Origin of the sequence: Empedobacter sp. GD03797 (assembly GCF_029842105.1) — a bacterium.
Taxonomy (GTDB): domain Bacteria; phylum Bacteroidota; class Bacteroidia; order Flavobacteriales; family Weeksellaceae; genus Empedobacter; species Empedobacter falsenii_C.
The window spans coordinates 22,672-37,990 of record NZ_JAOCFS010000022.1; the positions used below are offsets into that span (position 1 = coordinate 22,672).

Genomic DNA, 15,319 nt, shown 5'->3' on the forward strand with positions numbered 1-15,319 from the left:
ATTTAGATTTTATCAATTGGTCGACGCGTATGTTTGCTCAATTGTTTGAAAACAGAAGGCGTTAAACCAGTTACTTTTTTGAATTGTGCACTAAGATGTGCTACACTCGAATAATTCAATTGAAACGCAATTTCGCTCAACGATAATTCATCATAAATCATTAATTCTTTGACTTTTTCGATCTTTTGTTGAATAAAATATTTCTCAATTGTTTGCCCTTCCATTTCAGAAAAAAGATTCGAAATATATTTATAATCTAACTTCGTTTGTTCGCTCAAATAATCAGATAAATTAACTTTCAGTTCGTTATTTTCTTGATGAACCAATTGAATAATCAATGTTTTAATTTGTTCAATCAACTTGCTACGTTTATCATCAATCAACTCAAAACCAACCTCTTCCAATTCATTTCGAACCAATTCTAATTGATTAGAATTTATCGGATTTTTCAATTCAACTTCTCCCAATTCGATATGATTTGTTTCGATGTTATTCATCTTCAAAATTCGTCCAACCACTACTTTACAGCGATGACAAACCATATTTTTTATAAATAATTTACTTGTATTTTCCATAATATATTCTTCAAATTTGAGCGATTTATTTCACTTAAATTTACAAAATCTTATGTTACAAATTTCGTACAACTTCAGCTCAAAAGATTATACAATTTGCAAGATGATGTATATAATTTTCAGATTACTCATTTTTCATTAACCTATTCTTTATAAATGAATTACCAAAATCATCTGTTTTTTGAATATATTTGGTTAGAAAAATAATTTCTCAAAACAATAAATTCTATGACAAAAAAAGAACTAACTCCAATAGAACAAAATAACTGCATTCAGATTTTGAAAGAACGTTTTGAGAAAAATATGCATCGACATCAAGATTTAGATTGGCAAAAAATAGAAGAAAGTATCATTAATCAACCTGAAAAAATTTGGTGTTTGCATCAAATGGAAATTACTGGTGGTGAACCTGATATTATTTTTTATGAGGATAAAACAGACGAGTATTATATTGTAGATTGTTCGGCAGAAAGTCCGAAAGATCGTAGAAGTTTAGCGTATGATTACGAAGGACAGACGTCTCGCAAAGAGCATCAACCAAAAAATAATGCGATAGATGTTGCAAAAAGTATGAAAATTGAATTATTGACCGAAGAAGAATATCGTTTGTTGCAAGCTGTAGAAATTGTAGATCAAAAAACCTCAAGTTGGTTAAAAACTCCTGAAAAAATTAGAGAATTAGGCGGCGCTATATTTGGCGATTATCGTTACGGAACTATTTTTATTTATCACAACGGCGCACAATCTTATTATGCAGCTCGTGGTTTTAGAGGAATTTTAAAAGTTTAAAAACTATGAAATTTGCATTTCCATTAATTGTTTTCCTTTGTGGTTCAATTCTATTTATTATTGGCATTTTGTGTAAAATCACACATTTTTACTTTATTATTTCTGCAAATTTGATGTTATTTTTAGCTTCCATTATTCAAATCATTGGAGTTATCATCTTCATTTTCAAATTAATTATTCCTCTTAAAAAAGACACCTCTATAAATTCTTGATTGCATCAAAACCAAGATTATTTCTTTAATAAAAAATCACCATAAAAATCAGGAATATCACTCGAATAAATAGCAGATGCGACTTCTTCTATTAGATAATCAACCTTGACAATTTCAGCTTCAATCTTCTGCTCATCCAAAGTTAGAATTGTATAAGTTGCTTTCCTATCATCTTCCTTGCTTCTGCCTACAGAACCACTATTTATGAATAAAATATTCGAAACCTGTTGAATATAAGATTGATGCGTATGCCCCATCACCAAAGCATCTATATTTTTATCTTTCAAAAAAGAATACATCATTTGCTTGTCATCGGTTTCATAAACATATTGGTCGTTGGTCTCTAAACTTGCATGAACAAGTAATATTTTCTTAAACGAATTCCCTGTTTTAAATACCAATTCAAGTTGATAAGGCAAATTACCTAACCATTCTTTATGTTCTAAACTAATGGTTCTTTTACTATGATTAATTGCTTCAAATCTATTTTTAGTTTCAATATCGTCATGATGTAAAAGCGGGAATAAAGGTAAATCTAAAGCAATTCGGTCATCGTGATTTCCTAATAAACATGGAATTTTATTCTTGATAAAAAAAGAAATAACTTCATTACTCCAAGGTGCAAAATCAACTAAATCTCCTAAACAATAAATTTGATTGATATTCTTATCCTTAATATCCTTTAAAACTTCATTCAAAGCCAATAAATTTCCATGAATGTCACTAATAATTGCAATCTTCATCATTTCTTCCCACATTAAAAAAACTAATTTAGATTTTTTATTACAAACTAAAAAACAATTATTCTCTCCAATTCTATGATTATTATCAAATTACTTTTATCTCTAAAACAATATTTACAGATCAATTAATTTTAATTGCATATATTTATTTTAAATTATTCTAAATAAATATTGCCTAACTAAATCTTTTTCCTAATATTTGTATTTTAATTTAGACTTAATACAAATAATAATGAAAAAACTATTTATTTCTACTGCAATATTAGCTCTATTAGCAAGCTGCACGAATAAAGAAGCTAAAAATGAATCGACTGAAGAGGTAAAAACAGAGAACACGATTTCGAACGAAAAAATTGTTTCTTTAAATGGAGCGATTACTGAAATTTTAGCTGATTTAGGAGAAGAAAATAACCTTGTTGGTGTTGACGTTACAAGTACTTACCCTGCTTCTGTAAAGGAAAAAGCGACAGATTTGGGACATACTCGTTCTTTGTCAATAGAGGCTTTATTGGCTTTGAAACCAACAAAAGTATATGCAACGGATAAAGACTTGAATCCAGAACAAATTGCACAACTAAAAAATGCTGGAATTCAAACTGAAATTATCAAACAAGATTATTCAGTTGAAGGAACGAAAAAGTTAGTAAAAACGGTTGCAACTTCTCTAAATAAACAAGATTTTGATGCTATTACTACTAAAATTGATACAGATTTAAAAGCTGTAAAACCTTTAGCTACAAAACCAAAAGTATTGTTCATATACGCTCGTGGAGCAGGAAACTTGATGGTTGCTGGAACAAACACACCAATGGAAAAAATTATTGGAATTGCTGGTGGACAAAATGCCATTACAGAATTTGAAGATTTCAAACCATTAACGCCAGAAGCGGTTGTAAAATCAAATCCTGATTATATTTTGATGTTTGACAAAGGCTTAGAAAGTATTGGTGGCGTTGACGGCGTATTAAAATTAGAAGGTGTTGCTTCTACAAATGCAGGAAAAAACAAAAAAATCATCGCGATGGATGGTCAATTGGTTTCTGGATTTGGACCACGTGTCGGACAAGCAGCAGCGCAATTAAATCAATTACTTCAAAAATAAAAAAGTCTAAAACAATATGTATCCGCAAATTAGAATACATCTTTCTTTGTTAAGCTTAAGCATCTTTGGTCTTGCAATTCTTGCATTATTTCTGGGTGTTTATCAATTTAACGAATCCATCCTATCCATCATCAATAAAGCGATTACCAATAGAACTGCCATCAACGACAGCGATTATTATGTGCTTTTCGATTTACGATTACCACGTATTATTATGTCTATTTTGGTTGGTGCTGGTTTGGCGGTTGCTGGAACTTGTCTACAAGGTATTTTCAAAAATCCGTTGGCTTCTCCAGACTTGATTGGAATAACATCAGGAAGTATTTTATTTGCTGCAATTACAATTGTTTTGGGAGGATATATCAAAGATTTTGTTCCAGAAATTATCCATTACTCATTGCTTAGTTTGATGGCATTTGTCGGCGCTATGTGTTCCACAATTTTTGTGTATAAAATTTCTTCACATCATCAAAAAACAAATATCACCATTTTACTGTTAGCCGGAGTTGCCATTTCTGCTTTATGCGGATCTGCAACCGGATTGTTAACCTATCTATCATCAGAAGAAGAATTACGCAATCTAACATTTTGGACATTAGGTAGTATTGCGAGTGCCAACTGGGACAAAATCTTAATTTTAACAATCGTGATTAGTGTAAGTTTTTACTTTTTAATTGGAAAAGGAAAAATATTAAACGCGATGATGTTAGGCGAAAAAGATGCTGAACATTTGGGTATTAATGTCGAAAAAACGAAAAGACAGATCATTGTTTTTTCAGCTTTATTGGTCGGTACAATTGTTTCTTTTACAGGAACAATCGGATTTGTAGGATTAATCGTTCCGTATATTTTACGATTAGTCTTCAAATCAAATTATGTGATCATTCTTCCATTATCTGCATTTTTAGGCGCAATTTTAGTCATTGTTGCAGATACAATCAGTCGAACATTGGTTGCTCCATCCGAAATTCCAATCGGAATTTTAACTTCGTTAATGGGCGCACCAGTTTTTATTTCAATTTTAATGAATTATAAAAAATCATTGTAATGTTAAAGGTAGAAAATATTAATTATCAACACAAATCATTCAAGATTTTAGATACGATTTCATTTGATGCAAAAGCAGGAAAAATGATTGCAATCGTTGGACCAAACGGTGCAGGAAAATCTTCTTTATTGAGCTATATCGCGAATGAAATTGAACCAAATGCTAACCTAATTCGACTAAAAGATATTGCCTTAAAAAATTGGAAAAAAGAAGATTTACCGCAACATAAAGCGAAGTTTTCGCAACATCAACCAACTGATATTCCGCTTACAGTAAAGGAAGTTGTGCTGATGGGACGTTATCCATATTTCCAAAATTCACCTCAACAACAAGACATCGATGCGGTTGATTATTGGATGATCAAAACCGATATCAATCATTTAAAAGACAGGGATTACATTCATCTTTCTGGAGGCGAAAAACAGCGTGTACATTTGGCGCGCGTTTTTGTGCAATTAGAAAATGAAGTCAATCAAAAACTACTATTATTAGACGAACCTTTGAATAATTTGGACGTTTCTCATCAATTTAATTTGTTAGAAATTCTGAATGATTTTAAACAAAAAGGAAATTTAGTAATTTTGGTGATGCACGACCTTAATTTGGCTTCTCAGTTTGCTGATGAAGTGATCTTAATGAACAAAGGAAAAATTGTTTATCAAGACAGTCCAGAAAAGGTTTTCCGACCAGAAATCATTTCCAAAATTTATAGATTTCCTTGTACCATTTGTAAAAATCCAATCGACCAAAAACCACTTATTTTATTCGGTAAAAAAACAATTACAATGAACACACTTACAGATTTAAAACAACAATGGGAAGATTTGAAAGCAAATCAACCTAAAATTAGAATACGTAACGCAGCGAAAGAACTTGGCGTTAGCGAAATGGAACTTTTAGCAACACAATTAGGTGATAATGTTACAAAATTAAAACCTGAATTTGCTGCGATTTTACAAGAGATAGAGTCACTTGGAAAAGTGATGGCTTTGACGCGCAACAACGAATGTGTGCACGAACGCAAAGGTATTTATCTGAATCCTGATTTTTCTTCGCCTCACGCACAACTTTTTGTTGGGGAAGATATTGATATGCGAATTTTCTTGAATCATTGGAAAACAGCTTTTGCTGTTGTAGAAAAATCTGAACATGGAGAACGCAAAAGTTTACAATTTTTCGGGAAAGATGGTGAAGCAATTCACAAAATATATTTGGTTCCGCAAAGTAATGTAGAAGTCTTTGATGCATTGGTTGAGAAATACAAAGACGAAGATCAACAAACTATTCCTGCAACAGAAATCATCGAAAATAATGTTACAGAAAAACCTGATAACGAGATTGATGTTGAAGGTTTTCAACAAGCTTGGGTTGAGTTGAAAGACACGCACAATTTCTTTATGATGTTGCACAAATTCGGCGTTACACGTACGCAAGCGTTGCGTTTGGCTCCGACAGATTATCATGCAAAACAAATTTCGAATGAAGCAATTGTTCAGTTCTTAGAAAAATCTGCCGAAACGCAAACGCCAATCATGGTTTTCACAGGAAACAAAGGAAATATTCAGATTCATACTGGTGAAATTAAACGTACGATGTGGCACGAAAACTGGTTCAATATTTTAGATCCAGATTTTAATATGCATTTGGATATGTCAAAAATTGCCTCTACTTGGATTGTTAGAAAACCTACTGAAGACGGTATTGTAACAGCGATTGAAGTTTTTAACGATAAAGGCGAAATTATTGTTCAATTCTTTGGAAAAAGAAAACCAGGTATCCCTGAATTGGAGCAATGGCGCGAGATTGTTGCTGAATTGAATTAAGAAGAATCTTACCAAATTTTATATTTCACACTAAATATTTTACCCGATTAATAGAAAATGTTAATCGGGTTTTTATTGTACTATAATTTAGTCTTTCATCAAGAGTTTTATATATTTGATTATGCTAACGACAAAAGAAAAAATAAAATTCATTTTTAAACCTTATATATTAAGTATGTTGATTTTTTCAGTAGGATTTACACTATTTTTTACTCTTCTAAAAACCATCTTTCTTGATCATATTGATCTATTTATTGTAGATTTTATTGTTCCTGTTATATTTGGACTCATATATGTTTTTGTCTATTTATTCAAGTTTTCTTTTCAAAATTTAGTGTTTGATAATAAATTAAATTTTACACGTTTAGTTTTATTCTGTACAATAACACCTTTATTTATACTTCAAATTACCATCTCAAAATATTTACTGAATGAAGAGTTAATAGAACCATTCATAACATTTATATTTTTAGAAATATTTACGCTTTTTTCATTTTTGATTAGTCTAAAATTTGCGAAAGTAAAATCTAATAACCAACTTTATAATTCTTTCTAACTTATCATTTTTTTATAGCATTATAAAATCACATAATAAAAAAAGGTCGTCTTTCTAGACGACCTCACACAAAGAGACAAATAAAGTACTCAAAACTTTATTTCAAAACTATTTTTTTCGTTTCAACTTTATCGGCAGATTGTACTTTTACGATGTAAATTCCAGCCGAAAGTTTACTTAATTGTATTGTTTTATTTGTAAATGATGAAGTTGGTTGATAACTTTCTTGATGTACCAATTGTCCATTTATCGCATAAATCTGAATATTTAATGGAGACGATTTCGCTTCTTGCGAATTGTACACTAAACCAATTGTTTTAGGTTGAGAAGTGGTATAAATTTCAAACTTTGTTTTGGCTAATTCTGTTGTTCCTAAATTAGCTGTTACATTTTCGTAATCGAATGTTATTTTTCCTGTAGAAGTTCCTTCAAACGTTTTGAAAACCAATTTATAAATCTGATTTGTAGATGTATTTTTGATAAAATGATTCGTAGGATTCACTACATAAGACCAACCCGATAAGGTTTTCCAATTATATCCAACTGCATTAATATCTGCTACATAAGCCGTATCATCAGTAGGATTTCCAGATTCTGTTTTCGCTACTTTGATCAAATCACTTTGCAAAACTCCCGTTACCGTATACATCACAACATCACCTTCATTCGTTGTAAGTGGTGTAACATATTTTGTAAATTTCAAATCCCATTTACTTTGGTCTGGCTCTGGTGTAACCGCTTTATCAGTCAATAAACTATAATAATTGAACAAATTAGTTGGATTGGTTTTATGCGCAAGATTTACTTTTGTATCAGCAGACCAAGTTCCATTTGTCAATTTAGAATACGTAAAATTATATTCGCCTAAAGGAGCTGCTAAATTATCTATTTTCAATTTCACATATTCTCCTGTTGCATATTTCAATACAAAAATGATAGAACCGTTTACATAATGATTCGCAATACTATAATCGCCCCAACCATATGTCGCAGAACCATTATTGAAAGCCCCGTCTTGCCAATCTGTATCCGAATTATACAAAGCAGTCCAAGACGATAAATTTGCTACATCAATTGCATTCCATTTCGACAAATCATTTGATGCTTCGTACACCTGAATTCCTGCACCATCATTCACTCGAATTCCTGTTGACATATTCGATTTTCGATAAAATGAAATATCCCAATCGCTTCTATTTACAGAATTTGTTGATTGGTCTGCCAATCCATAATAAACATCATTTGCATAAGCAGCGCCCATTGTGACCTCACCTTTTATCGTTTGTGCATTTATTGCAACAGATGTTAGAATGATTGTTGCTAAAAGTGTAAATTTGTTTTTCATGATATAATAATTTTTTAATTGTTATTCAGAATTAGAACAGTCAATCCGAGAGATTACACTCTGACCCGTATGACTCGGATTGACGGATTCTAACCACTAATAATGAGTATGTTTATGATAAATTTATTTGATAAGTTTATATTCAAATTTTGGATAACCTCTCACACCAGAAGCATTCAGGAAGGCTAACATTTTAATTTTGTAATAATTATTTTCTGCATCTTTGATGATATAAAATCGATCCGAGAATAATTTTTGAGGAGCAGTTACTTGTCGCCAAGAATCTCCAATTGCACGCTGATCGTCTAAAAATTTTGTTTCATCAATCATCGTTTCATTAAATTTTTCGTAGGTAATTTCATTAGTTACATCTACACGATAAGCTTTTGCACCTGCTTTCAAATTATTGACCACATAATCCGAATATCCATACGAACCATTTCCTGTAATAAGATTAGTGAAAACTGTAAAATTCAAATCCCATTCTAATTTTGGAGGTTCAACATTTACAAAATCATTCGTCGTAAAACTGAAGTGAACAAAATTGTGCGTTGACGTTTTTGCTATAACTTTTTCTTTGTAAGTCGTATCATCTAAATCGGCATATTGCATCACATATTGCTCATCTTTTTTGATGAATTTCACTTTTTTCCAACCGCGCGAATTTCCAGCAACAGCCGCCGAACCAACTGCAGGCGTTGATGTTCCGACTTCGTAACCCAAATTCAGTAAATAAACTGGATTATCCGATTCTTTAATTTCCGCAATCGCCGTTTTCAAAATATCTCCAGTAGGATCGTCAACATATTCTTTGTTCGAATCTGTAAATGTACCTACCGCAACTTCGTTGATTAATTTCCCAACAGATGCTTTTGTTACTTTCGACAAATCAGTTTCGTCCAGCGCTTTTACCGCCATATAAATAGAAGTATTTAACATCACTCGGAAATTTGTTCCATTGTAAAAACCTAAATCCCAAGAATCCCTTTTTACCTTTGTTTGCGTTCCTTTACTTAAGTCAACATAAACTTGATATTGCTCATTTGGTCCGCCAATTTCCACATCCATTGTTCCGCCAATCGAATTTTCGAAAGAGATTTTTGTTGACGAATATCCTTGAACAATCGCTGATGGATAATCAATTTTTGAAATTTCAAACTGAATCGTTTTATCAGAACGATCAAATGGATAAATCAAATTCTTGAACGTAAAACTTGTCGACGTTTCACCTTTTTTGATTGGAATAATAATTTCTTGATTTGTAACTGCAACAGAAGTTGAATAATCGACATTATAAGTTGCTTTATCTTCGGTTACTTTGATATGAATTTCACCATCTCGTTCCGCAACTTTAGAATAAATTAAATTTATTGTTTTCTCATTATCAATCTTACTAAAATCTATACTTGCATCTTTAAAAGCAACAACAAAATCTTGTCCAATTGGATTGTTTTCTTCACTACACGACCACAAAAAAGAAAGACTAAACAATAAGGTATATATAAATATTTTTTTCATGATTTTTTGATTAATTAATTCCTAAATTGAACGTAAGTTTAGCGAAATACGAACGTCCATATCCATACAAAATACTTGTAGAACCTTGGCTGTGCGCACCATCATTTCCAGATGAACTGTTCAAATATTTCACATCAAAAAGATTTCTCGCACCAATTGTCAAATCAAGTTTTTTGTTCCAAAAACTTTGTTTAATCGACGCATCCATCCAGTTAAAAGCTTCTTGTTTGCCTTTCACCAAAATTTGTTCACTTGTATTTTCAGGATTATTTTTCAAGACAAATTGCTCTTGAGCTCCATTGTATTTATAGAAAAGTGAGAAAATTGTATTGGTTTTTGGCAAGGTGTACGATACATTTGCATTGATTTGCGTTGAATAGAAATACTTATTTTTAACTGAATTTACAGCAACTGCTTCATCTATATCTTGCTTGATTCCTGTCAACGTAAAGCCTATTCCACCCATAAATTGATGAACTTTGAACTGATTCAAATACGTAACTCCTTGTACATCATAATTATCAATATTACGATATTGATATTTCAGTGGAGATTCTTCAACAACAATCAAATCAATCTTATCTTTCAGGTTAATTTTCCACAACGAAACTTTTTGCTCCAACGAATTATTTTCGCCGATATTCCAATTCTTTTTTAAGTGAATAAAAGCAGAAACTCCTTTTTCTGGATTCAGATTTTCGTTTCCTTGCACATTATGATTGACGTCTACGAAATACGAATACATTTCCTCATAATTTGGCAAACGTGGAGAAGTCCCAACAATCGCGCGCAATTCCCACTGTTTTCCAAATAGATATTTCGCACTCAAACTCATTACATATTGCGTATCAAATTTCTCCGAAAACATCACGCGAGCGCCTGGACGAAACGAAAGTTTATCATTTAGATTAATTTCAGAAGAAGCAAAAAAATCATACGTTCCTAATTTTCGTTCTATCGGTTTTTGGAAAAATTCTCCTGCCGAAGTTGAAGCATAACCTTTGGTTTGATCGATTTCATAACCAAATTGAAAATCGAAAACATCATTTTTATTGATAAAATTACTGAACATTCCTTTCGAATAATACACTTTTCGACTTTCATATTCGAATTTGTTTACATCATGTTCAATACCTTCAAGAATTTCATAATTATACGATTTCAATTTTCTTTTTTGTTCTTGATACGAAAACGAAACATCATAATTAATTGCTTTTCTAAATCGCCCAGAAGCATTTAAGTGATTGTAAATACGATCTGTTGTATACGTTCTATCTTTCCCAAAATAATCAACCGTCGCAGTTGGCGAATTCGTTGAAGCAATGGGATTGGGATCGTAATACTTGGTCTCTTCGTTGAAATATTCGAATTTATAAAACAAACGATAATTGTCTTTTTTATATTGAACAAATGCTTTTGCTGTATTTTGCTCTTTTGGCAACCATTCGTATCCTCTCAATCCGTCATTATTAGGATAATTCTTTCCTTTTTTATCATCAAAAAATCCTTGAAAATCATTACGTGAAAAACTTAAATTAGCGTAGATTTTGTCTGAAAATTTATGCCCGATTTTCAAGGATTGTATATGTCTTCCCTTATTTTTCCAATTGTATTCGTCACCAATTGTTTCCTCTTGCAAAGTCGCAGAAATATCAAATTTATTCTTCCCTCCTTTTTTGGTAATAATATTGATTACTCCCGCAATAGAATTCGCTCCGTATTCCACTCCCATCGCACCTTCTACGACTTCTATTTGTTGAATATCATCTAAATTAATTTGCGTTAAATCGGTATTATTTCCTAAACCTTCGTCGTTAACTAATGGAATATTGTCCACCAAAATTTTGAAATATTGTGCATCCAAACCAAACATTTGCACCGTCGATTTTCCTGTAGAAGAACTCGGAATAATATTCATATTCAATGTTTGATTTAAAACATCTGCCAATGTATTTCCTGCTTGTCGCTCAATCATTTCTTGCGAAATCACTTTTACTTCGTAAATAGATTTCTTTACCGATTGCGCATTATATTGTCCAGAAATCACGGTTTGTTCCAAATTAATCGTCGAATCTTTTGGAAACGAATTAATTTCTTGAGCCTGTAGAGTTAGTGTTGTAAGTAAGCTTAGTAGAAAAAAGCGCCTCTTCATTTGTTCTTAATTTTATTATTTAGAATTAGTCTAATAATTAATAAAACAAATGTAAACGAATTTTTTAATTTATTTTTATTTATTCTAAATTAATTTATTAAATGGTGATAAAAATCGAGTTTCGTCTTCTAATTCTAATAAAAGAATGAGATGTTAAAACATTATTAATCAATTTAATTGTTAAAGAATTAAATTAAGGAAAGTAAAAATTGAACGAAATTAAAACGAATTATTTCCGTTTAGGTTTTGTTTTCGTAACAGCAAAATAAGACGCCGTAAAAGCAGGCAAACTTTTGTAACCGACTTTATAAGCGATTTCGCTCAATGTAAAATTATTGGTATCTATTAATTCAATACTTTTTAGAATTCGGACAAGTTGCATATATTTTTGAAGTGTAATTCCCGTTTCTTGTTTGAAAATTCGTTGCAAATTTCGAGCAGACATATTTGCTTTATCTGCCAATTCATTCAAATTAAAATTCGTCTTATAATAAGAATGAATATACTCACTCATCGGAATTAAACGTTTATCAACAAGAACTGGTAATTCTAAATTATGGTTTTCATCACAAAAATGAGGCAAACTATACAACATTGAATTTAAGAAAATCTTTTGCTCCTTCTCTTCTACCAAAAATTTGTTCCATTTTGAGGCATATAACATCATTTCCTTTAGAATTGGCGGCGCAACAAAAACATGAATATCATTGTAAAAATCATCCTTAAAAACTTCTTTAAACAAAATCAACATTGGATTGACGGTTTTCGCCTCGGAAGTCGTACGATGTAGCTTATTTGCAGGAATCCAAATCACATGGTTTTGAGGAACTAAATAAATCTTTTGTTCGATATGAAAATATTGGTAACCTTCTTCAACATAATTCAATTGGAAATAATCATGCGAATGAACCTCATCCGCATTTTTGCGATTCTTCTCGTACCAAACATAAGTATTGGTCTTCATATGATCAGAATATTCTCCAATAATTTGTTTCATAAATTAATTAATTTTCTCTTTTATACATTTAGCTAATTATAGCAATAAAACCGTCAGTTCGAGTGAAATTCTGCAAGAATTTTGTATCGAGAATAAAGTTTTAGAAGATAAAAATTCATCTTAATTCTCGATACAATTTTTATTCATTTCATTTCTAAAAATCACTCGAACTGACGAATTTTAATTCAATATGTACAAGAAGTTAATTTTATTTGTCGTTTTAAATATAATATATGGCAAAATTAATAAAAACGACATGATTAATTTTGTAACCGAATTAGAAATATCAAGTCAATGGAAAAAAATAAAAATATTTGGATTGGAATTGCAGTTGTCATTTTAGTTTCAACTAACCTAAGAGCTCCAATTACAGCTGTTAGTCCAATTTTAGATGAAATGAAATCTGTCTTAAAAATAGATAATTTTCAAGCAAGTTTATTGACTTCTATTCCACTTTTCGTATTTGCATTTTGTTCAATTTTAGTGAGTAAAGCCACTGCAAAAATTAACATTCGACACGGATTAATTTATTCCTTAATCATTCTAATTATCGGGATTTACGTCCGTATTTACGGCAATATTTCGATGTTATATATCGGTTCGTTACTAATTGGATTGGGAATTTGTATTGGAAATGTTTTGACACCAGCGTATATAAAAAATACGTTTCCAACAAAAATTGGAATTATGACAGGTATTTTTTCGGTTTCGATGAGTTTAATCGCCGCATTAGCTTCTGGATTGAGTATTGCAATTGGAAATTGGACAAATTTAGGTTGGAAAGGTTCTCTTGGAGTTTGGATTGTAGCGGCTATAGCTGCACTTATAATTGTCTGTATTGATTCTTTAAAAAATAAAACAGCAACTCAACAAAAAATTGTTCAATCAGAGGATGTAAAATTCAATATTTTCAAATCAAAACAAGCATGGAACATTAGTATTTTTATGGGATTACAATCGTTGATTTATTATTGTTTGGTTGCATTATTACCTACATTACTAATAGATTTTGGTATGACAAAAAACAATGCAGGTTGGGTATTTTCGGTTTTACAACTTGCCATGTTACCCGCCATGTTAGTAAGTCCAGTTTTAGCCTCACGCATGAAAAATCCAAAAATTATGATTTACATAACTTCCATTTTATATTTTATTGGAATCATAACATTGCTAATTTTCAAAGCGAAATTCAGTTATTTGAGTGCGATTTTAATTGGAATTGCAGGAGGATTTGCCTTTAGTCTTTCTATTTTATTCTTCTCATTAAGAACAAAAACAATGGTTGGAACAATCAAAATTTCGGGAATGGCACAATCTGTTGGTTATTTAATTGCGGCATTTGGACCTCCTATTTTCGGAAAATTATATGATATCGATTCTACTTGGAGCTATTCATTATACTTTTTAATGTTCTGCATGATGATCCTAACATTTTTTGGAATAAAAGCTTCTCAACCTAAATTTGTGGAGGAAGATTAAAAATAATTCGAATTTACACGTAACATACATCAAGCAAAAGCGTCTATAGAATAGAACACGTTATCAACGTGTTAATCGCGCAAATTGATTTTATTACGTGTACGTTTATGAAAACCGAAATTATACAACCTCATCATCCTGAATTAAAAAATATTGTTCAGTATTTCATCCTTTTCAAATCTGAAAAGGATGAAAAAGTTGAGTATTCAACTTTCCCTAACACCAATTTGTGTCTTGCCATTTACAAGCAGAATAAAATCATTCTCGAACAAAATAAAACAAGCAAACATCTTTTTACCTTAAAAGGAAATGCTACGTACAAAAGTTATTTATCAGGATTTCACGAATCTAATCTTAATGTAAGCATTGATGCTACTTTAGATGAAGTTTGCATCATTTTTCATCCAGCTGCGCTACGCTTATTTACGAATATTTCGTACGATGAATTAATTAAAAGTGATGAAGTTTTTGAAATGATTTTCCCAAAATCTGCTACAGATTTTACAGAACAATTATTTGAGGAAAAGAATTCGCTGAAAAGAATTTCAATGCTCGAAAATATACTATTGAAAAACTTAAATCAAGATTATTTAAATACTAAAACCAAAGAAATCTTATATCTCATTCAACAAACAGATGAATTAAAAGTTAGTCCTTTAGCCAAACAACTTTCGATAAACGAATCGACATTATATCGCCTGTTTATGAATCAAATTGGGCAAAGTCCTAAATCTTTTTTGAAAACAGTTCGATTTAGAAAAGCACTAGATTCTATTCTTCATTTCGAAAATGAAAAACTTACTCATATCGCTTACCAAAATAATTATACGGATCAATCCCATTTTATTCGCGATTTTAAAGAAATTACGGGGCAATCTCCTAATCAATTAAGAAATAAAACAAGCATTCAACAAGAACAATTGGCTTGGATTTATGCGCAACATTAAGCTGCACGATTTTTACAATTTTATCTTTCTTCG

At 31.0% G+C, this 15,319-nt stretch carries 12 protein-coding genes and 1 pseudogene; 7 read left to right on the forward strand and 6 right to left on the reverse strand.

The genetic code is table 11. The features are described 5' to 3' along the window. Positions 1-2 precede the first annotated feature (2 nt). On the reverse strand, positions 3-575 hold the full coding sequence (locus tag N5D90_RS12875) for an AraC family transcriptional regulator (protein ID WP_280062728.1): 573 nt from the start codon (positions 573-575) through the stop codon (positions 3-5). Between the two features lie 228 nt (positions 576-803). On the opposite strand from N5D90_RS12875, the gene N5D90_RS12880 reads away from it, so the two are divergent. Further along, the gene (locus N5D90_RS12880) at positions 804-1,364 is read left to right on the forward strand and encodes a DUF4256 domain-containing protein (protein WP_280062729.1); all 561 of its coding nucleotides are present in this window, start codon (positions 804-806) and stop codon (positions 1,362-1,364) included. Positions 1,365-1,593: 229 nt separating this feature from the next. Here the strand turns inward: N5D90_RS12880 and N5D90_RS12885 are convergent, their stop codons facing one another. Next, positions 1,594-2,322, reverse strand: coding sequence for a metallophosphoesterase (locus N5D90_RS12885; protein ID WP_280062730.1), 729 nt, complete (start codon positions 2,320-2,322; stop codon positions 1,594-1,596). Between the two features lie 229 nt (positions 2,323-2,551). On the opposite strand from N5D90_RS12885, the gene N5D90_RS12890 reads away from it, so the two are divergent. The 4 genes and pseudogenes from N5D90_RS12890 to N5D90_RS12905 all read left to right on the forward strand — a co-directional run bounded on the left by N5D90_RS12890 (position 2,552) and on the right by N5D90_RS12905 (position 6,292). Further along, positions 2,552-3,421 (forward strand): hemin ABC transporter substrate-binding protein, encoded by an 870-nt coding sequence (locus tag N5D90_RS12890; RefSeq protein ID WP_280062732.1) that lies wholly within the window; start codon positions 2,552-2,554, stop codon positions 3,419-3,421. A 16-nt stretch (positions 3,422-3,437) separates the two neighbouring features. Next, on the forward strand, positions 3,438-4,469 hold the full coding sequence (locus N5D90_RS12895; RefSeq protein ID WP_280062733.1) for an iron ABC transporter permease: 1,032 nt from the start codon (positions 3,438-3,440) through the stop codon (positions 4,467-4,469). After that, positions 4,469-5,173: pseudogene (locus tag N5D90_RS12900) on the forward strand (heme ABC transporter ATP-binding protein); the annotation flags it as partial. The gene N5D90_RS12895 and the pseudogene N5D90_RS12900, both read left to right, overlap by 1 nt. Positions 5,174-5,254: 81 nt before the next feature. Continuing rightward, positions 5,255-6,292: a hemin-degrading factor gene (locus N5D90_RS12905; protein WP_280062747.1), complete on the forward strand. Its 1,038-nt coding sequence runs from the start codon at positions 5,255-5,257 to the stop codon at positions 6,290-6,292. 653 nt (positions 6,293-6,945) lie between these two features. Here N5D90_RS12905 and N5D90_RS12910 read toward each other — a convergent pair. The 4 genes from N5D90_RS12910 to N5D90_RS12925 form a co-directional block, all read right to left on the reverse strand. Beyond that, positions 6,946-8,193, reverse strand: a complete 1,248-nt coding sequence (locus N5D90_RS12910; protein ID WP_280062734.1) for a T9SS type A sorting domain-containing protein — start codon at positions 8,191-8,193, stop codon at positions 6,946-6,948. 123 nt (positions 8,194-8,316) lie between these two features. Further along, positions 8,317-9,711, reverse strand: a complete 1,395-nt coding sequence (locus N5D90_RS12915; protein WP_280062736.1) for an HmuY family protein — start codon at positions 9,709-9,711, stop codon at positions 8,317-8,319. A 10-nt stretch (positions 9,712-9,721) separates the two neighbouring features. Further along, a complete protein-coding gene (locus tag N5D90_RS12920; protein ID WP_280062737.1) occupies positions 9,722-11,863 on the reverse strand; it encodes a TonB-dependent siderophore receptor in 2,142 nt (713 codons plus the stop codon). Between the two features lie 229 nt (positions 11,864-12,092). Further along, on the reverse strand, positions 12,093-12,860 hold the full coding sequence (locus tag N5D90_RS12925) for an AraC family transcriptional regulator (RefSeq protein ID WP_280062738.1): 768 nt from the start codon (positions 12,858-12,860) through the stop codon (positions 12,093-12,095). A 294-nt stretch (positions 12,861-13,154) separates the two neighbouring features. Here N5D90_RS12925 and N5D90_RS12930 point away from each other — a divergent pair, with 294 nt between their 5' ends. Continuing rightward, positions 13,155-14,339, forward strand: a complete 1,185-nt coding sequence (locus N5D90_RS12930) for an MFS transporter (protein WP_114999342.1) — start codon at positions 13,155-13,157, stop codon at positions 14,337-14,339. A gap of 107 nt (positions 14,340-14,446) precedes the next feature. Next, positions 14,447-15,286 (forward strand): helix-turn-helix domain-containing protein, encoded by an 840-nt coding sequence (locus tag N5D90_RS12935; RefSeq protein ID WP_280062739.1) that lies wholly within the window; start codon positions 14,447-14,449, stop codon positions 15,284-15,286. The last annotated feature ends 33 nt before the right edge of the window (positions 15,287-15,319 follow it).